The organism is Bradyrhizobium sp. P3_C3 (assembly GCF_056402655.1).
Map to the genome: position 1 here is coordinate 138,605 of NZ_JBFUGY010000007.1, position 17,597 is coordinate 156,201.

17 protein-coding genes are annotated in these 17,597 nt (G+C 64.5%); 14 read left to right on the top strand and 3 right to left on the bottom strand.

What is annotated here, in order from left to right; genetic code table 11:
- The first annotated feature begins 307 nt into the window (after nt 1-307).
- Entirely contained in the window at nt 308-1,882 is a 1,575-nt protein-coding gene (locus AC1DW2_RS10770; RefSeq protein WP_354096594.1) for a porin, read from the top strand.
- 476 nt (nt 1,883-2,358) lie between these two features.
- On the opposite strand, the gene AC1DW2_RS10775 is transcribed toward AC1DW2_RS10770, so the two are convergent.
- A complete protein-coding gene (locus AC1DW2_RS10775; RefSeq protein WP_354096595.1) occupies nt 2,359-4,755 on the bottom strand; it encodes a lytic transglycosylase domain-containing protein in 2,397 nt (798 codons plus the stop codon).
- Nucleotides 4,756-5,035: 280 nt separating this feature from the next.
- On the opposite strand from AC1DW2_RS10775, the gene dapA reads away from it, so the two are divergent.
- Genes dapA through AC1DW2_RS10795 form a run of 4 tightly spaced genes read left to right on the top strand, consistent with a single transcriptional unit; the run spans nt 5,036 to nt 7,525 of the window.
- Nucleotides 5,036-5,926 (top strand): 4-hydroxy-tetrahydrodipicolinate synthase, encoded by an 891-nt coding sequence (dapA, locus tag AC1DW2_RS10780; protein ID WP_038975901.1) that lies wholly within the window; start codon nt 5,036-5,038, stop codon nt 5,924-5,926.
- A gap of 50 nt (nt 5,927-5,976) precedes the next feature.
- Nucleotides 5,977-6,393, top strand: coding sequence for a large conductance mechanosensitive channel protein MscL (gene mscL, locus AC1DW2_RS10785; protein ID WP_135215741.1), 417 nt, complete (start codon nt 5,977-5,979; stop codon nt 6,391-6,393).
- A gap of 59 nt (nt 6,394-6,452) precedes the next feature.
- Nucleotides 6,453-6,926, top strand: a complete 474-nt coding sequence (gene smpB / locus AC1DW2_RS10790; RefSeq protein ID WP_008133025.1) for an SsrA-binding protein SmpB — start codon at nt 6,453-6,455, stop codon at nt 6,924-6,926.
- A gap of 17 nt (nt 6,927-6,943) precedes the next feature.
- Nucleotides 6,944-7,525 carry a peroxiredoxin gene (locus AC1DW2_RS10795; RefSeq protein WP_354096596.1) on the top strand — a complete coding sequence of 194 codons (582 nt, stop codon included), beginning with the start codon at nt 6,944-6,946 and terminating at the stop codon, nt 7,523-7,525.
- Here the strand turns inward: AC1DW2_RS10795 and AC1DW2_RS10800 are convergent.
- Together AC1DW2_RS10800 and AC1DW2_RS10805 are read right to left on the bottom strand one after the other, a co-directional pair.
- Nucleotides 7,522-8,196, bottom strand: a complete 675-nt coding sequence (locus AC1DW2_RS10800) for a uracil-DNA glycosylase (RefSeq protein WP_354100285.1) — start codon at nt 8,194-8,196, stop codon at nt 7,522-7,524. The two genes, AC1DW2_RS10795 and AC1DW2_RS10800, sit on opposite strands and share 4 nt — an antisense overlap.
- Nucleotides 8,177-8,824, bottom strand: a complete 648-nt coding sequence (locus AC1DW2_RS10805; protein ID WP_071913176.1) for a LabA-like NYN domain-containing protein — start codon at nt 8,822-8,824, stop codon at nt 8,177-8,179. The genes AC1DW2_RS10800 and AC1DW2_RS10805 overlap by 20 nt, the downstream gene beginning before the upstream one ends.
- 346 nt (nt 8,825-9,170) lie before the next feature.
- On the opposite strand from AC1DW2_RS10805, the gene rpoZ reads away from it, so the two are divergent.
- The 9 genes from rpoZ (at nt 9,171) to recO (ending at nt 17,359) form a co-directional block, all read left to right on the top strand.
- Complete coding sequence (gene rpoZ / locus AC1DW2_RS10810) at nt 9,171-9,563, top strand: DNA-directed RNA polymerase subunit omega (RefSeq protein ID WP_014494742.1); 393 nt, start codon at nt 9,171-9,173, stop codon at nt 9,561-9,563.
- Nucleotides 9,564-9,770: 207 nt separating this feature from the next.
- A complete protein-coding gene (locus AC1DW2_RS10815) occupies nt 9,771-12,056 on the top strand; it encodes a RelA/SpoT family protein (protein WP_071913178.1) in 2,286 nt (761 codons plus the stop codon).
- 45 nt (nt 12,057-12,101) lie between these two features.
- Nucleotides 12,102-12,854 carry a pyridoxine 5'-phosphate synthase gene (locus AC1DW2_RS10820; protein WP_283016769.1) on the top strand — a complete coding sequence of 251 codons (753 nt, stop codon included), beginning with the start codon at nt 12,102-12,104 and terminating at the stop codon, nt 12,852-12,854.
- Nucleotides 12,851-13,270: a holo-ACP synthase gene (gene acpS / locus AC1DW2_RS10825; RefSeq protein WP_014494745.1), complete on the top strand. Its 420-nt coding sequence runs from the start codon at nt 12,851-12,853 to the stop codon at nt 13,268-13,270. The genes AC1DW2_RS10820 and acpS overlap by 4 nt, the downstream gene beginning before the upstream one ends.
- 250 nt (nt 13,271-13,520) lie before the next feature.
- Nucleotides 13,521-14,285 carry a signal peptidase I gene (lepB, locus tag AC1DW2_RS10830; protein ID WP_014494746.1) on the top strand — a complete coding sequence of 255 codons (765 nt, stop codon included), beginning with the start codon at nt 13,521-13,523 and terminating at the stop codon, nt 14,283-14,285.
- Nucleotides 14,282-15,148, top strand: coding sequence for a ribonuclease III (gene rnc, locus AC1DW2_RS10835; protein WP_166097080.1), 867 nt, complete (start codon nt 14,282-14,284; stop codon nt 15,146-15,148). The genes lepB and rnc overlap by 4 nt, the downstream gene beginning before the upstream one ends.
- Nucleotides 15,138-16,064, top strand: coding sequence for a GTPase Era (gene era / locus AC1DW2_RS10840; RefSeq protein ID WP_283016768.1), 927 nt, complete (start codon nt 15,138-15,140; stop codon nt 16,062-16,064). The genes rnc and era overlap by 11 nt, the downstream gene beginning before the upstream one ends.
- A 21-nt stretch (nt 16,065-16,085) precedes the next feature.
- Nucleotides 16,086-16,466 carry a hypothetical protein gene (locus tag AC1DW2_RS10845; protein WP_354114343.1) on the top strand — a complete coding sequence of 127 codons (381 nt, stop codon included), beginning with the start codon at nt 16,086-16,088 and terminating at the stop codon, nt 16,464-16,466.
- Nucleotides 16,467-16,606: 140 nt separating this feature from the next.
- The gene (recO, locus tag AC1DW2_RS10850) at nt 16,607-17,359 is read left to right on the top strand and encodes a DNA repair protein RecO (RefSeq protein ID WP_283016767.1); all 753 of its coding nucleotides are present in this window, start codon (nt 16,607-16,609) and stop codon (nt 17,357-17,359) included.
- Nucleotides 17,360-17,597 lie beyond the last annotated feature (238 nt).

Consider the following 17,597-nt stretch of genomic DNA (forward strand, 5'->3'; position numbering starts at 1 on the left):
CGCGCTTCGATCACATCTGCGTGTTATTTGTGCAACACCCTTCGGAAAACAAACGTCATGGGCTCGCTACGGAGCGTTCTCTTGTTGTGTGTGCAAAGACGTTCGGTAATTGTGACTGAGCGACGGAGGGGGGCATCCCGAGGTCGTCCCGTTTTAGGTGGTTCGCTTAAGTCCCTCGCGTTCAGCGGGTGTGTCCGAAGGCGCGAAGCGACTAAGCGGTGAGTTAAGGGACAAGGGAACCAACCTTAGGGTGTCGTCACCCAGCGGATCCGGAACCTTCCCTATAGAGCAAACTTGGAGGTTTAACATGAAGTTGGTTAAGAGCCTTTTGCTCGGTTCAGCGGCAGGTCTGATTGCCGTTGGCGGAGCACAGGCAGCCGATCTCCCCGTGAAGGCCAAAGCGGTCGAATACGTGAAGATCTGCTCCCTGTACGGTGCCGGATTCTACTACATCCCGGGCACTGACACCTGCATCAAGCTGGGTGGTTACCTGCGTGCTGAAGTCGCGGTCAACGCAACCGATTTCAACGGTAATTTCAGCGGTGTTAACGGTTCTGCGAACCGTCTGACGAACTACTACGTCACTCGTGCCCGTGAAGACTTCAACGTCGATACGCGCACCGCGACCGAATACGGCGTGGTTCGTACCTTCGCCGACGTTGTGTTCTCGTGGACGACGGACACCTACTCGGGCAACGGCGCCTCCGCTAACGGCTCCACCATCTACTCGCAGCTCGGCGCTTCGGGCATTAGCGCCCCTAACAATGCCAACGCAGGCGCAATCGCCGGCGGTACGCTCGGCGTGTACTACGCCTTCATCCAGTTCGCTGGCTTCACGATGGGTAAGGCGGTTGCCCAGTTCGACGCCCCCTGGACCAATTATCCGGGTAACAACTTCGACGGTCTGACTGGTGGCGGCGGCACGGTCACTGGTGTGAACCAGTTCACCTACACCGCTGACTTTGGTCAGGGCATCACTGCCGCGATTTCGGCCGTTGACCCGACCGCTTACTACCAGAGCAACCTGTACAACACCAGCTCCGGCATTTCGGTCGCGGGTTTTGGTACCGGCGGCTACGGCATCAATGCCTTCGGCGGCACGCGGGCTCCTGACATCCAGGGTATGGTCCGTATTGACCAGGCTTGGGGTCTGTTCCAGTTGTCCGCAGCGGCGCATAACAACCATGTCGCATACTACGCGACCCCTGGTCTTGTCGGAACCGAAGCGGCCGGTCATCCGGGCGACAAGTGGGGCTGGGCTGTCCAAGCGGCGTTGTCCATCAAGAACATTCCGACTGGCGCGGGCGACGTGATCAACGTCCAGGCGGTCTACACCGATGGTGCGACCCGCTACAACTTCCAGAGCTTGGCTTCGCAGAACTATGCAATGTTCGGCGGTACTAACGTGGCTGGCGCCTATCAGAGCATTGGCCTTGCCGGTGCGGCTGATGGTGTGTTCGCCAACGGGACCGGTATCAACACGGTTACGAGCTGGGGTATGCGCGGCGCCTACACCCACAACTGGGATCCGTACTGGAACACCGCGATCTACGGTTCGTACGCTCAGCTGACGTACAGCAACGGTGGTGCGGCTCTCATTTGCGGCCAACTCGCTACGTTGGGTGCCGCCACTGCGGGTATCACCACTTGTAATCCGAACTTCAACATCGGCACGATCGGTCTGATCACCCGCTGGACCCCGGTGAAGAACCTGACCTTCTCGGCGGACGTGGCTTACACCATGCTCGACCAGAAGTACGCTGGTACGATCAGCACGGTGGCCGCCGGCCCTGCGCTAGTTGTGGCCAAGCCGGGTGCCGTGTACCAGCTGAAGGATCAGAGCACGGTCAGCATGCTGCTCCGCGCTCAGCGCAACTGGTAAGTTCGGTCTAACGACCTGACAGAGAGCCCCGGCGGGAAACCGCCGGGGCTTTTCTTTTGGCGGCATGGCTGTTCTAACGCCGCGGAATGCTGGCGGAGGGCTGGCGTTGCTCCCGTGCTCCATCGTCCGTGACGATCTCGACGAGGCTGTTACGGAGGAGGGCCTCTGCGCTGCGGGCATCTCCGCGCAATGTATGCAACGGGCCGCCTGCCGTTGACCGGCATGGCCTTGCAAGCGCCCCACCGTCCTGACGCTGCAGCAGGCGGCGATCGACGCCTTCATGTTCGAGGACGTGGAACGGCGAGCTTGCCGATCGGACTACGACCAGGGAGCGCTCAGGGCTCAGCGTCGAGCAAGGCTCGCCTGAAGATCACGCGCGAGCTTCAGCTCTTCTTCAGCAGCTCACGTCCGGAGGCGCTGCGGCGCTCGCCGCCGACGCTCTCGGCGGTCAATCGGGAGCGCACAGGAGGATGGCTCTATTCCACGCTGCCGGTGCCGCGGCGCAGGTCAGCTTCGATCTGCAACCGTGTGCCGCCGCCGAAGCGGGCGCGGTAGACCTGAAGATTCTCCATGATCCGCTGCACGTAGTTGCGCGTCTCGGAGAACGGAATCAGCTCGACCCAGTCGACCGCGTCGACCTTGGGATCGCGCGGGTCGCCGTAGCGGTCGACCCATTTCTTCACGCTGCCGCGGCCGGCATTGTAGGCGGCAAAGGTCATGATGTAGGAGCCGCGGTAGTCCTCGAGCAGTCCGCCGAGCTCGGCCGAGCCGAGCGTGGCGTTGTAGACCGAATCGTTCTTCAGCCGCCCCAGATCGTAGGTCGCGCCGTGCCGCTTGCAGACATAGCGCGCGGCGTCCGGCGTCACCTGCATCAGGCCGTAAGCCTGCGCCGGCGAGACCACGGAGGGGTTGAACGCGCTTTCCTGCCGCGCGATCGCATAGACGATGCTGCGCTCGACCTCGGGGCCGATCGGCGTGAACTGCGGAATGCCGTTGACGGGATAGGCGTAGAAGTCGAAGGGGAGGCCGCGGTTGAGCGCGGCCTTGCCCAGCAGCAGCATGCCGCGCGCGTCGTTGTAGCGCTGGGTGAGCTCGCCAAGGCCGGCAAGCGCCTCGGGATCGCCGTTCTCGCCCATGTCGGCGAGAACAGGTATCGCCATCTCGCGTTCGTCGAGCTCGTAGAGCAGGTGCGCGGCGCGCACGATCTCCAGCCGTTCGGCGCCGCGGCCGCGCGGCTGGCTGTTGAGCTCGATCTGCGGCAGGCCGAGTTTTGCGCGCGCGAGCTGGCCGTAATAGCTGGTGGATTGCTCGGCCGCCCGGGCGTAGGCGTTGCGCGCCTCCTGCTGGCGGCCCGCCGCTTCCGCCGCGCGGCCCTGCCAATAGCCGGCGCGCGCCAGCGTGGTCGGATTGACGCTGCCGACGCCGATGCGGGCGAAATGCTGGGTGGCGGCGGCGGGGTCGTTGAGGAAGCGCAGCGCGATCCAGCCGGCGGTGAACTCCTGCTCGGTCTTGTAGATGTCGCGCGAGGGCAGGGCCGCGTCGCGCGCGATCAGATAGGCGCTGCGGAATTCCTCGGTGTCGATCATCTTGCGCGCCAGCAGGCGCCGCTCGATCCACCATTCGTCGAGATTGTAGAGCCGGTTCGGATCCTTCGGCGCCGACAGCATCAGCTGGGCGGCTTCGGCGAACTTCTCCTCGCGGCGCAGGAGCTGGATCTTGCTGAAGATGAAGCCGGGATCGTTGTGCAGCTCGCGTGGCACGGCGTCGAGCAGCGCGCGCGCGTTCGGCGCCTTCTTGACGGAGGCGATGCGGGCCTTGGCGAGCGCGACGTAGCCGGCGCCGAGGCGCTTTGCGGCGCGGAGCGCAGCTTCGTTCTCGCTGCCGTAGAGCAAGGTGTCCATCCGCGCCTTCTGGTCGCTCGGCGTCAGCAGGGCGCCGAACTGGTCGAGCGCGTTGTTCTCGGTCTCCTCCGACATCGGATCACTACGCCAGGCCTCGCGCACCAGCCGCTCGGCGTTGGCGCGGTCGCCGCGCGCCAGCATCGCCTTGGCGAGCGTGAAGCGGCCCTTGGCGGACACAGGCGATTCATTCTCGAACCACGACCACGCGACCGAATCGTCGCGCCTGTCGTCCCACATCGCGGCCTCCAGGCGCCGGCGCAGGAAGGTCTGCGACGGCCAGCTCGGATTGGCGGAGAGGAAGGCGCGATAGCGTTCCACGGTCGCGCCATTGTCCTCGCTGCGCAGGATGATCCATTCGGCGAGCTTTCGTGCGACGGGATCCGAGATCGAGGCGGCGTAATTGGTGGCGTCGGCCGCCTTGCGCTTGCGCACGAGCTCGATGACGTTCTCAAGCGTGTCCTTGTCGGCCTGCGACGTCGAGGAGGTCGCAGCGACCGCGGCCGGCGTGACCGGCTTGCGCGGCGTGGCGTGCTGGCGGGTCGCCGGCGCAAGCAGAGGAGCTGCGACGGGTTTGGCGACKGGCGCCGGGGCGGCAGGCCTGACGGTGGCCGTCACGGCCGGCGCGGGTGCGGTCTTGGGGGGCGAGCCGTTGGCGGCCGGCTGTGGTTTTGGCGCGGCGGCTGCGGGCTTGGGCTTGTCCTTGGCGGGTTCCTTGCCGGCGCTTTTGCCTGCATCCTTGGCGGCGTCCTTGCCAGCATCCTTGCCGGGTTTCTTCGCGGCATCCTTGGCCGGGGCGGCAGCTGCTCCCTTGCTCGCGCCCTTCGGTGTTTCCTTGCCGGTTCCCTTCGTTGTTTCTTTGGCTGATCCCTTCGCGGCGTCCTTGGCCGCCGGCTTCGCGGTGTCCTTGGCCCCGTCCGCGGTCGTCTCATTGGACTTGGCCAGGGCGGCGCAGCCGACCGACAGCCCGGCCATGAGGCACACGGCCAGACCGGTGGATCGCCATGCGGAACGAGGAAAGGAGGTCACGGCGTTTGGTCGCCCCGAATCAGTCAGTTGGCTCAAGACCTAGCTGTATTCGCTTGAATATGCGGACAAAATACCAACAGCTGCTTACCTTTGCCCGGTTTGCACCACCACCGCGGCAAAATCGCGGCCTAAACGGTGCGTCACACGGAAGCGGGTCTTTTACCGGCGGGATAGACCCGATATGAATGCAGCTTGCTCAAGAGATAGCCGCGTACGGAGGAAGTCCATGGCAGCCAAGACGAAATTCCGGGGATCGTTCACCGCCTTGGTCACGCCGTTCAAGAACGGCTCGCTGGATGAGGCGGCGTTCCGCTCGCTGGTCAACTGGCAGATCTCGGAAGGCACCAACGGCCTGGTCCCGGTCGGCACCACCGGCGAGAGCCCGACGCTCAGCCATGACGAGCACAAGAAGGTCGTCGAATGGTGCATCGCTGAAGCCAAGGGGCGCGTACCCGTGGTCGCGGGTGCCGGCTCCAATTCGACGAAAGAGGCGATCGAGCTCGCGCAGCACGCCGAGAAGGCCGGCGCGGACGCCGTGCTGGTCGTGACGCCCTATTACAACAAGCCGACCCAGGAAGGGATGTACCAGCACTTCAAGGCGATCAACGATGCGATCGGCATCCCGATCATCATCTACAACATTCCGCCGCGCTCGGTGATCGACATGTCGGTCGACACCATGAAGCGGCTGTGGGAGCTGAAGAACATCGCTGGCGTCAAGGACGCCACCGCCAGCATGGTCCGCGTCTCGCAGCAGCGCGCGGCGATGGGCGAGGATTTCAACCAGCTCTCCGGCGAGGACGCGACCATCCTCGGCTACATGGCGCATGGCGGCCATGGCTGCATCTCGGTGACCTCGAACGTCGCGCCGCGGCTGTGCTCGGAATTCCAGGCCGCTTGGGCGAAGGGCGACACCAAGGCGGCGCTCGCAATCCACGACAAGCTGATGCCGCTGCACAACAACCTCTTCATCGAGAGCAATCCGGCGCCGATCAAGTACGCGATGTCGCTGCTCGGCAAGCTGGACGAGACGCTGCGCCTGCCGATGGTTCCGGTCACCGAGCCGACGCGCGTTGCCGTGCGCAGCGCGATGGTTCATGCTGGGCTGATCAACTGATTTAGCCAACCGGGGAGCCGTTCATGAGCGTCGACGAGAAGGGCAGGAAGATGCTCACGGAGTTCCGCGAGTTCGCCATGAAAGGCAACGTCGTCGACCTCGCCGTCGGCGTCATCATCGGTGCGGCCTTCGGCGCCATCGTCACGTCGCTGGTCGGTGACGTCATCATGCCGATCATCGGCGCCGCGACCGGCGGCCTCGACTTCTCGAACTACTTCGCCCCCTTGTCGAAGGCGGTGACCGCCACCAACTTAGCGGATGCGAAAAAGCAAGGTGCAGTGCTTGCTTACGGCAGCTTCCTGACGCTGACGATCAACTTCATCATCGTCGCCTTCGTGTTGTTCCTGGTGATCCGCGCCATGAACACGCTGAAGCGCAAGGAGGAGGCGGCGCCTGCGGCTCCGGCAAAACCGTCGGCCGAGGTCGAGCTGCTGACCGAGATCCGCGATCTCCTCAAGAAGTCTTGACGCGCGCGCTTCATCCAAACTGTTAGCGTCCTCGCGCATCTCGATCAGGTTTGTCTTCCATGGCCGATAAGAACGAACGTCCAATCAAGGTCATGGCGGAAAATCGCAAGGCCCGCTTCAACTATGCGATCGAAGACACGATCGAGGCGGGCATTGCGCTCACCGGCACCGAGGTCAAATCGATCCGCAACGGCAAGAGCACGATCGCGGAGTCCTACGCCGATTCCAAGGACGGCGAGATCTGGCTGATCAACGCCACCATTCCCGAATATCTCCAGGGCAACCGCTTCAATCACGAGCCCAAGCGGCCGCGAAAGCTGCTTCTGCATCGCAAGCAGATCAACAAGCTGATGGGCGCGGTCGACCGCGAAGGCATGACGCTGATCCCGCTCAAGCTCTATTTTAACGAGCGCGGGCGGGCCAAGCTGCAGCTGGCGGTTGCAAAGGGCAAGAAGCTGCACGACAAACGCGAGTCCGAGAAGAAGCGCGACTGGAGCCGGGAGAAGGGCCGACTGTTGCGGGCGAGGGGATAGCGGCAAGAGGTTGGTGGATGACTCAGAAGAACCTGCTCGAGGTCGATTGGAGCCAGATTCCCGCACCCGCCGACGACGGCGGCGCCGCGCATCTCAAGGGCACGACGCTACCGGCGATCAGCCTGCTCGCCACCGACGATACGTCGGTGAATCTGTCAGCACTCTCCGGCCGGACCGTGGTGTTCGCCTATCCGCGCACCGGCGAGCCCGGCAAGATCGGACTGGTCGACGATTGGGACATGATCCCGGGCGCGCGCGGTTGCACGCCGCAGACTTGCGCGTTTCGTGATCTGTTTGCCGAGCTGAAAGCTGCCGGCGCCGCCCAGGTGTACGGCCTCTCGACCCAGAGCAACGCGTACCAGACCGAGATGGCATCGCGGCTGCACCTGCCGTTCCCCGTGCTGTCGGACGAGAAGCTGGCGCTGACGCGCGCCCTCAATCTGCCGACCATGGAGGTCGCTGGCCTGACCTTGATCAAGCGGCTTGCGCTGATCATCGACGACGCCAAAGTCACGCATGTGTTCTATCCGGTGTTTCCGCCCGACCGGAACGCCGGCGATGTCCTGGACTGGCTGAAGGCCAATCCAGCCGAGCCCTAGTCCAGGTCGGCCTTCACCTTCGCGAACACGCTGCGGAACATGTCCGTCGTCAGCACGCCGGTGTTCGTGTTGTAGCGCGAGCAATGATAGCTGTCGTAGAGCCTGAATGCGCCGGCCTGATGCACGGCGCCGTGGCCGAAGGGAGCTTGCGAGGCCTTCAGGTTCAGCGGTTTGAGCACCGTGTCGTGCGCAATCCGTCCGAGCGCGACGATGGCGCGCAAGTTCGGCATCGTCGCGAGCGTAGCCCCGAGGAACTGGCGGCAGGTGTTGATCTCGACCGGCAGCGGCTTGTTCTGCGGCGGAACGCAATGCACGGCATTGGCGATCCGGCAGTCGACCAGCTTCAGGCCGTCGTCGGGCCGCGCCTGATAGGTGCCCTTGGCGAAGCCGTATTCGAGCAGCGTGGCGTAGAGCAGGTCGCCGGCATAGTCGCCAGTGAAGGGGCGGCCAGTGCGGTTGGCGCCCTGCATGCCTGGCGCCAGGCCGACGATCAGCAGGCGTGCCTTGATGTCGCCGAAGGGGGGGACCGGCGCGTTGTGCCACAACGGCTCGCGCGCGCGGTTCGCCTCGCGAAAGGCGACCAGGCGCGGACAAAGCGGACAGTCACGGTCAGGGACGAGGGTGAGAGGCTGGCGGCTTGACCGGGCCGCCTCACTCCTCGAAGTCGTCATCGCCCCTCGGCGCCATCGTGGTCGCGCGCTGGAGGAACTGGGGGGCGTGATGGCGTCCCTCGCCACGCTCGCCGCGCTCACGCGGGGCGGGGCGTTCGGACGGGTCGCGGCCGAGCTTGGATTGCAGCTCGACGAGGTCGGTGAAGACGTCGGCCTGGCGGCGCAGCTCGTCGGCGATCATCGGCGGCTGGCTCGCGATGGTGGAGATCACGGTGACCCGTACGCCGCGGCGCTGGACTGCCTCGACCAGGGAGCGGAAGTCGCCGTCACCCGAAAACAGCACCATCTGGTCGATGTGCTCGGCGAGCTCCATGGCGTCCACGGCGAGCTCGATGTCCATGTTGCCCTTGACCTTGCGGCGGCCGGAGGCGTCGATGAACTCCTTGGTCGCCTTGGTGACGACCGTGTAGCCGTTGTAGTCGAGCCAGTCGATCAGCGGGCGGATCGAGGAGTACTCCTGATCCTCGATGATCGCGGTGTAGTAGAACGCCCGCAACAGCGTCCCGCGGCTCTGAAACTCCTTCAGCAGGCGCTTGTAGTCGATGTCGAAGCCGAGAGTTTTCGCCGTCGCGTAGAGATTGGCCCCATCGATGAAGAGCGCGATCTTGTTAGTGGCAGAAGGTGACATTCAGTTTGCTCGCGTAGCGTTCGTGATTGATCGTTTATTGTTGGCGCGGCGACAGCAAGCCGCGCAGGTCTATGGTGCCGCCGAAGCCCGTCGAAACCGCAAATCCGGAGAAGTCGTGGCAATCAAGGTGTCGTGGCAATCAAGGTATAGTTATGGCGGACCTGCATACGCCCGGTGCCACCCTCAATAGCAGCCCGGCAAACCACCCATCCCAGCCCCAATGTGGGGGTAGCAGAGCCGTTTGGCGAGGCCAAATCACAAATTGGCCTTGCGAAATCGCCCTGTCCCCTATAACTAGCCCCAATCATCCACATATTTCGTCCCACCCACAACGGAGCGACAGTCCATGGCTCGCGTCACCGTAGAAGATTGTATCGACAAGGTCGACAACCGGTTTGACCTGGTCCTGCTGGCCGCCCACCGGGCCCGCATGATTTCGTCCGGTTCACAACTAACGGTTGACCGCGATAACGACAAGAACCCCGTTGTGTCTTTACGCGAAATTGCGGACGAAACCATCTCGCCGGAGGACCTCCGCGAGGAGCTGGTCCACTCGCTCCAGAAATTCGTCGAGGTCGACGAGCCCGAGCCCGATACGGTCCCGCTGATCGGTTCCGCCGGTGCCAGCGTCGATGCCGACGATACCGAAGTTGCCGTTGAGCGCATGACCGAAGAGGAGCTCCTGAAGGGCCTCGAGGGCCTCGCGCCGCCGGAAGAACAGCCCGAGGAGGACGAGTAATCGTCCCGTCGCAGTCGTCGATTTCTTGTGATCTTATCAGAGGCCCGAACCCGTGTTCGGGCCTTTGCTTTTGTTGGCGTTTTCGTGGTTACCATAGCGTTGCCGCATCGCGTTGCTTGCCTGTCACCGAATTGATCGGACGCACGCGCGATCGGGGCTAAGATGTATGCAACGGGCGGCTCATGGTCCGTTTGAAGGCAGGATGGCATGGTGTATCGGCGCCGGAGACAAACGCAGATGCTGGCCGCAACCGAATCGGTTGCCGTGGCCCCGACTGCGCCGGTGGGGCGCCCGGCCAAGCCTCGCGCGCGCATGATGCGTCAATATGACCTCGTCGAGCGCGTCAGGTCCTACAATCCCAATACCAACGAAGACTTGCTGAACCGCGCCTATGTCTACGCCATGAAGGCGCACGGCTCGCAGACCCGTGCCTCGGGCGATCCGTACTTCTCGCACCCGCTCGAAGTGGCGGCGATTCTCACCGATCTAAAGCTCGACGACGCCACCATCGTGGCCGCCCTGCTGCACGACACGATCGAGGACACCGAGGCGACGCGTGCCGAGATCGACCAGATCTTCGGGCCTGAGATCGGCGCGCTGGTCGAGGGCCTGACCAAGCTGAAGCGGCTGGAGCTGGTGTCGCGCGAGGCCAAGCAGGCCGAGAACCTGCGCAAATTGTTGCTGGCCATTGCCGACGATGTCCGCGTTCTGCTGGTCAAGCTCGCCGACCGCCTGCACAACATGCGTACGCTGGACTTCGTGCCGCCGGAGTCGCGACGGCGCATCGCCGAGGAGACGCTCGACATCTATGCGCCGCTGGCCGGCCGCATGGGCATGCAGGAAATGCGCGAGGAGCTGGAGGATTTGTCCTTCCGCACCCTCGATCCCGAAGCCTATTCGGTGGTGATGCAGCGGCTCGACGCGCTCGCCGAGCGCAACCGCAACCTGATCGGCGAGATCGAGGACCAGCTCTCCAACAATCTGCGCCACCGGGGGCTGGGCGCGCGGGTCTATGGCCGCCGCAAGAAGCCGTTCTCGATCTGGACCAAGATGGAACGCAAGTCGGTCGGCTTCGAGCAATTGTCCGACATCTTCGGCTTCCGCCTCGTCGTCAACGACATCGAGGCCTGCTATCGCGCGCTCGGCATCGTCCACACCAACTGGCCGGTCGTGCCCGGGCGTTTCAAGGACTACATCTCGACGCCGAAGCAGAACGACTACCGCTCGATCCACACCACGGTGATCGGCCCCGGCAACCAGCGCGTCGAGCTGCAGATCCGTACCGAGGCGATGGACCAGATCGCCGAGCGCGGCATCGCCGCACACGTGTTCTACAAGGAAGACGTGGGCTCGCCGACCGAGTTTCTCAAGCGCGAGTCCAATGCGTTCGCCTGGTTGCGCCACACCATCGGCATCCTCTCGGAGAGCGCCAACCCCGAGGAATTCCTCGAGCACACCAAGCTCGAGCTGTTCCACGACCAGGTGTTCTGCTTCACCCCGAAGGGCAAGCTGATCGCGCTGCCGCGCCATGCCAATGTGATCGACTTCGCCTATGCCGTGCACACCGACGTCGGCAACAGCGCCGTCGGCTGCAAGATCAACGGCCAGTTCGCGCCGCTGTCCTCGGAGCTCCAGAACGGCGACGAGGTCGAGGTGCTGACCTCGGAGGCGCAGGCGGCGCCGCCGTCGGCCTGGGAAACGCTCGCGGTCACCGGCAAGGCGCGCGCCGCGATCCGCCGCGCCACCAGGACGGCGGTGCGCGACCAATATGTCGGTCTCGGCCGGCGCATCGTCGAACGCCTGTTCGAGCGCGCCAAGATCGAATACGCCGACGACAAGCTCAAGGGCGCGCTGCCGCGGCTCGCGCGCACCTCGATCGAGGACGTCATGGCGGCGGTCGGCCGCGGCGAGATCAAGGCCTCCCACGTCGCGCGTGCGATGTATCCCGACTACAAGGAGGAGCGCATCGCGCGCTACGGCGTCAAGAAGGGGCTCGCCGCCAAGCTCAGGGAGAAGTCGTCGGAGCCGCCGCGCAGCCCGGTCGCGATCCCGATCCGCGGCATCAATTCCGATTTGCCGGTGAAGTTCGCGCCGAACGGCGGCGCCGTGCCCGGGGACCGCATCGTCGGCATCGTCACGCCGGGCGAGGGGATCACGATCTACCCGATCCAGGCGCCGGCCCTGAAGGATTTCGAGGAGGAGCCGGAGCGCTGGCTCGACGTGCGCTGGGACATCGAGGATTCCGCCCCGCAGCGCTTCCCGGCCCGCATCAAGGTCGAGAACGTCAACGAGCCCGGCGCGCTGGCACAGATCGCGACCGTGATCGCCGAGCACGACGGCAACATCGACAACATCAGCATGCAGCGCCGCTCGCCCGATTTCACGGAGACGACGATCGACCTCGAGGTCTACGATCTCAAGCATCTGAGCGCGATCCTCGCCCAGCTGCGCGCCAAGGCGGTCGTGGCCCGTGTCGAACGTGTTAATGGATAGACGCCTCTCGTATGCGTCCATCTCCCTGATTTCGTGAGTCCTGAAATGTCCGCTTCTCCGCTCCGCCTCGGCGTCAATATCGACCACGTCGCAACCGTGCGTAACGCGCGCGGCGGCCGCCATCCCGATCCGGTGCGCGCCGCGCTGCTGGCGATCGAGGCCGGCGCCGACGGCATCACCGCGCATCTGCGCGAGGATCGCCGCCACATCCGCGACGAGGACATGGCGCGGCTGAAGGCCGAGATCTCCAGGCCGCTCAATTTCGAGATGGCGGCGACCGACGACATGATGCGGATCTCGCTTGCGACCAAGCCGCACGCGGTGTGCCTCGTGCCGGAGCGCCGCCAGGAGGTGACGACCGAAGGCGGCCTCGACGTGGTCGGCCAGCACAATGCGCTCGCGCCCTACATCGCACGGCTGAACGATGCGGGCATCCGGGTCTCGCTGTTCATCGCCGCCGATCCCGCGCAGATCGAGATGGCGGCGCGGCTGCGTGCGCCCGTGATCGAGATCCACACGGGGGCCTGGTGCGACGCCGTCGTCGACGGCCACACCGGGAAGGCCGAGGCGGAATGGCAGCGGATCGTGGCAGGGGTGAAGCTGGCCAAGGAAGCGGGGCTCGAGGTTCATGCGGGCCATGGGCTCGACTATGCGACGGCGGAGACGATCGCGGCGCTGCCGGAGATCATGGAGCTCAACATCGGCTACTACATGATCGGCGAGGCGCTGTTCGTCGGGCTCGCCGAGACGGTGCGCAGCATGCGCGCGGCGATGGACCGCGGCCGGAGCCGGGCATGATCATCGGCATCGGCTCCGACCTGATCGACATCACCCGCGTCGGCAAGGTGATCGAGCGCCATGGCGAGCGTTTCCTCGACCGCATCTTCACCGCGGCCGAGCGGGCCAAGGCGGAGCGGCGCGCCAAGAGCGAGAAGATGGTGGTTGCAACCTACGCCAAGCGCTTCGCGGCCAAGGAGGCCTGCTCGAAGGCGCTAGGTACCGGCATCCGGAACGGTGTCTGGTGGCGCGACATGGGGGTGGTCAACCTGCCGGGAGGGCGGCCGACCATGCAGTTGACGGGCGGGGCGCTGGCCCGGCTCCAGGCCCTGACGCCCGAGGGGTTCGAGGCGAAAATCGACCTGTCGATCACCGACGACTGGCCGCTGGCGCAGGCCTTCGTCATCATTTCCGCGGTGCCGCTGGCCAAGCCCTGACCGTCGGCGGGCTGTTTTTATAATTCACATTAAAAATCAATGTCTTATGCAGTTTTGATGCGATCCTTGATTGCGTGGCCCCCGACAACCGTCTAAAAGTCCGCGAACGCAAATCAGGCTGGGCGAATTCGGCTTTACGCCGGAATTGGCCCTCATTATCAGAATCAGGACAATCTCCTTGGGCCGCGAAGCGATGGGCTGTTCGCGGAAGGAGGGCGCTCTGTGACCGCCGGCCGGAATTGAGAGAGCAATGAGCGTGACTTCGGGAACGAAAACTGAAAGCGGCGTCGGCGAAACGATCCGCGTCGTGATCCACGCTCTCCTGATCGCGCTCGTGATCCGCACGTTCCTGTTCCAGCCGTTCAACATTCCGTCCGGCTCGATGAAGGCGACGCTGCTGGTCGGCGACTATCTGTTCGTCTCGAAATATTCCTACGGCTATAGCCACTACTCGATCCCGTTCTCGCCGCCGCTGTTCTCGGGGCGGATCTGGGGCTCGGACCCGAACCGCGGCGACATCGTCGTGTTCCGCCTGCCGAAGGACGACTCCACCGATTACATCAAGCGCGTCATCGGCCTTCCCGGCGACCGCATCCAGATGAAGGATGGGTTGCTCTACATCAACGACACTCCGGTCGAGCGGCAGCGGATGAGCGAATTTGTCGGCGAGGATCCCTGCGGCTCCGAAGGCGGGGGCATCTCGCGGGTGAAGCGCTGGAAGGAAACGCTGCCGAACGGCGTGTCCTATGAGACGCTGGACTGCGCCGACAACGGCTACATGGACAACACCAACGTCTACAACGTGCCGCCGGGCCATTTCTTCATGATGGGCGACAACCGTGACAACTCCACCGACAGCCGCTTCCTCGGCCAGGTCGGCTACGTGCCGCAGGAGAATTTGATCGGCCGCGCCCAGATGATCTTCTTCTCCATCGCCGAAGGCGAGCATGCCTGGATGTTCTGGCGCTGGCCTTGGGCGGTGCGCTGGAACCGTTTCTTCAAAATCGTCCGATGAAAGACGAAGCCAAGGACATCCCGATCCAATCGACCGAGCCCGCGGCGGGCGCCGACGGCGAAGCTGCGACCAAGACGCTTGCGACCAAGACGCCTGAAACCAAGACACCTGAAACCAAGACGCCTGCAAAGAAGAAGCGGGTGCGCAGCAGCAAGGCCAAGGCCTCGGATGCGAACGCGGCGCTCGAGGCGCGCATCGGCCACAGCTTTGCCGATCCGAATCTGCTGATGCAGGCGATCACGCATGTCTCGGCGCTGAAGTCTGGGCGCAAGCGCGGCGACAGCTATCAGCGGCTGGAATTCCTGGGCGACCACGTGCTGGGGCTCGTCGTCTCCGACATGCTGTATCACGCCTTCCCGAATGCCGACGAGGGCGAGCTGTCCAAGCGACTTGCCGAACTGGTGCGCAAGGAGAGCTGCGCCGACGTTGCCAAGTCGCTCGGTCTGCTCGACGACGTCAAGCTCGGTTCGGTCGGACCGAGCGCCGATGCCCGCCTGCGCAAGAGCGTGCTCGGCGACATCTGCGAGGCCGTGATCGGCGCCGTCTTCCTCGACGGTGGCTATGCGGCGGCGGCGGAATTCGTCAGGCGCAACTGGACCGAACGGATGCACAAGCCGCGGCGTCCCTTGCGCGATCCCAAGACCGTGCTGCAGGAATGGGCGCAGGGGAAGGGGCTGCCGACGCCTGTCTACCGCGAGGTCGAGCGCACCGGCCCGCATCACGATCCGCAGTTCCGCGTCGCGGTGGATCTGCCGGGATTGGCGTCGGCCGAAGGCATCGGTGGCAGCAAGCGTGCAGCGGAGAAGGTGGCGGCCTCAGTGATGATCGAACGTGAAGGTGTTGGCGGCGGCAATGACGGCTGAAGCAAGCGGCGAGGCGCCCTCCACAACGCGCTGCGGCTTCGTTGCGCTGATCGGCGCGCCGAATGTCGGAAAATCCACGCTGGTCAATGCGCTGGTCGGGGCCAAGGTCACGATCGTCTCGCGCAAGGTGCAGACCACGCGCGCGCTGATCCGCGGCATCGTCATCGAGGACAACGCGCAGATCATCCTGGTCGACACGCCCGGCATCTTCCTGCCCAAGCGCAGGCTCGACCGCGCCATGGTCTCGACGGCCTGGAGCGGGGCGCACGACGCCGACTTCGTCTGCGTGCTGCTCGACGCCAAGGCCGGGATTGATGAAGAGGCCGAGGCGATCCTCACCAAGGTCGCCAGCGTCAAGCACGAGAAGATCCTGGTCATCAACAAGGTCGATCTGGTCCAGCGCGAGAAGCTGCTGGCGCTGGCGCAGGCCGCCAACGAGCGCATGGCCTTTGCAAAGACCTTCATGATCGCGGCGATCTCGGGCGACGGCGTCGACGACCTCAGGCATACGCTGGCCGAAATCGTGCCGCCGGGCCCGTTCCTCTACCCCGAAGACCAGATGTCGGACGCGCCGATGCGGCAGCTTGCGGCCGAGATCACGCGCGAGAAGATCTATCGCAAGCTGCACCAGGAGTTGCCCTACCAATCCACGGTCGAGACCGACAAGTGGGAGGAGCGCAAGGACAAGTCGGTGCGCATCGAGCAGACGATCTTCGTCGAGCGCGAGAGCCAGCGCAAGATCGTGCTCGGCGCAGGCGGCGCCACCATCAAGTCGATCGGCGCGGACTCGCGCAAGGAGATCGGCGAGATCCTGGGCGTGCCGGTGCACCTGTTCCTGTTCGTCAAGGTGCGCGAAAACTGGGGCGACGATCCCGATCGCTATCGCGAGATGGGCCTGGAATTTCCCAAAGAATAACCAAGAAAAGATCGGTCACCGATGAGCGTACCCAGCAACGTCCGGCGCTTCGAAGCGCTGCTCTATGCGTCATTGATGCTGGATGCCCTGTCGGTCGCGGTGCAGGACCGCACGCCCAATGCCGAGATGACCGAGCAGATGATCATGATGGCGACCATGCTCGCCGGCGGCATGATCCTGCTGCTGGTCTATTTCGTCTGGTTGGCTGCGCGTTGGCGCAAGAACTGGCCGCGCTGGGTGCTGGCGGCGGCCCTCGTGCTGTCCATGATCTCGCTCGGCCAGATCATCGGCGAGAAGGGCCTGGAGCTCGACAGCGTCATCGAGATCGTCTCCTGCGTGTTGACGGCGATGGGGCTGTATTTCTCGTTCAGCGGCGACGCGCAGGGCTGGTTCAACGCCTAACGTCTTGCGCGATGCCGTAGGGTGGGCAAAGGCGCGCCCTTGCGCGCCGTGCCCACCATAATCGCGCTGCGGATCAAATTGGTGGGCACGCTTCGCTTTGCCCGTCCTACACTCACCTGAAATGCGATAAGCTCCGTTCCATGGAATGGACCGACGAAGGCATCGTGCTGGGCGTGCGGCGGCATGGCGAGAGCAGCGCCATCGTCGAGCTGCTGACGCGTGCGCACGGCCGGCATCTCGGCCTCGTGCGCGGTGGCGCCGGTTCGCGGATGCGGCCGCTCTTGCAGCCCGGCAACAGCGTCGGTGTGGTGTGGCGGGCGCGGCTCGACGAGCATCTCGGCACCTATGCGATTGAGGGCCTCAAGCTGCGCGCGGCGACGCTGCTGGGATCCGCCCACGGGGTCTATGGCGTCACCCATCTCGCCTCGATTGCGCGGCTGCTTCCGGAGCGCGATCCGCACGAAGACATCTTTGCGATGCTCGAACATTCACTCGATGATTTCGACGATATCGGCAGTGCCGCGGTGCACCTCATCCATTTCGAGCTGGCGATGCTCGCCGAGCTCGGCTTTGGGCTGGCGCTGGAAAACTGCGCGGTGACCGGCGAGACCACGGATCTGATCTATGTTTCGCCGAAATCCGGCGGCGCGGTGTCGCGCGGGGCCGGCGAGCCATGGCGCGACCGGCTGTTGCGCCTGCCGCCGTTCCTGCGTCGTGGCGAGGCCGCGAGCGACCTCACCGACCAGGATCTCCAGGACGGCTTCCGGCTCACCGGCCTGTTCCTGCTGCGCCATGTGCTGGAGCCGCGCGGCCAAGGCCATTCCGACGCGCGCGCCGGCTTCATCAATGCGCTGACGCGGCAGCAGGCGAATTTGGCCATTCCGGCGCCATGACCTGAGAGCGCTTCTGCCCTGTCGCCAGACATGGAAGTTCCCCGGGAACGAAATCCGCCTGGTCGAATTGGCCCTCGCAGGGTTCCACAACGGGGACAGCCAAAAATGTTGATCAAGGGATTCGCCGTGTCGGCGGCGTTGCTTGCGTTCGCGCCTGACGCCGCGGCTGGCGAGCCGCAACTGGGTGTCTTTCGCCGGGCATCCTGCACCGTGATCCGGTATTACGTGGCGAAATTGC

Excerpts from the sequence above, each read along its gene's own strand:
- AC1DW2_RS10770 (WP_354096594.1), top strand. The coding sequence starts at position 308 with ATGAAGTTGGTTAAGAGCCTTTTGCTCGGTTCAGCGGCAGGTCTGATT.
- dapA (WP_038975901.1), top strand. The coding sequence starts at position 5,036 with ATGGCAGCCAAGACGAAATTCCGGGGATCGTTCACCGCCTTGGTCACG.
- mscL (WP_135215741.1), top strand. The coding sequence starts at position 5,977 with ATGCTCACGGAGTTCCGCGAGTTCGCCATGAAAGGCAACGTCGTCGAC.
- smpB (WP_008133025.1), top strand. The coding sequence starts at position 6,453 with ATGGCCGATAAGAACGAACGTCCAATCAAGGTCATGGCGGAAAATCGC.
- AC1DW2_RS10795 (WP_354096596.1), top strand. The coding sequence starts at position 6,944 with ATGACTCAGAAGAACCTGCTCGAGGTCGATTGGAGCCAGATTCCCGCA.
- AC1DW2_RS10800 (WP_354100285.1), bottom strand. The coding sequence starts at position 8,196 with ATGACGACTTCGAGGAGTGAGGCGGCCCGGTCAAGCCGCCAGCCTCTC.
- AC1DW2_RS10805 (WP_071913176.1), bottom strand. The coding sequence starts at position 8,824 with ATGTCACCTTCTGCCACTAACAAGATCGCGCTCTTCATCGATGGGGCC.
- rpoZ (WP_014494742.1), top strand. The coding sequence starts at position 9,171 with ATGGCTCGCGTCACCGTAGAAGATTGTATCGACAAGGTCGACAACCGG.
- AC1DW2_RS10815 (WP_071913178.1), top strand. The coding sequence starts at position 9,771 with ATGGTGTATCGGCGCCGGAGACAAACGCAGATGCTGGCCGCAACCGAA.
- AC1DW2_RS10820 (WP_283016769.1), top strand. The coding sequence starts at position 12,102 with ATGTCCGCTTCTCCGCTCCGCCTCGGCGTCAATATCGACCACGTCGCA.
- acpS (WP_014494745.1), top strand. The coding sequence starts at position 12,851 with ATGATCATCGGCATCGGCTCCGACCTGATCGACATCACCCGCGTCGGC.
- lepB (WP_014494746.1), top strand. The coding sequence starts at position 13,521 with ATGAGCGTGACTTCGGGAACGAAAACTGAAAGCGGCGTCGGCGAAACG.
- rnc (WP_166097080.1), top strand. The coding sequence starts at position 14,282 with ATGAAAGACGAAGCCAAGGACATCCCGATCCAATCGACCGAGCCCGCG.
- era (WP_283016768.1), top strand. The coding sequence starts at position 15,138 with ATGACGGCTGAAGCAAGCGGCGAGGCGCCCTCCACAACGCGCTGCGGC.
- AC1DW2_RS10845 (WP_354114343.1), top strand. The coding sequence starts at position 16,086 with ATGAGCGTACCCAGCAACGTCCGGCGCTTCGAAGCGCTGCTCTATGCG.
- recO (WP_283016767.1), top strand. The coding sequence starts at position 16,607 with ATGGAATGGACCGACGAAGGCATCGTGCTGGGCGTGCGGCGGCATGGC.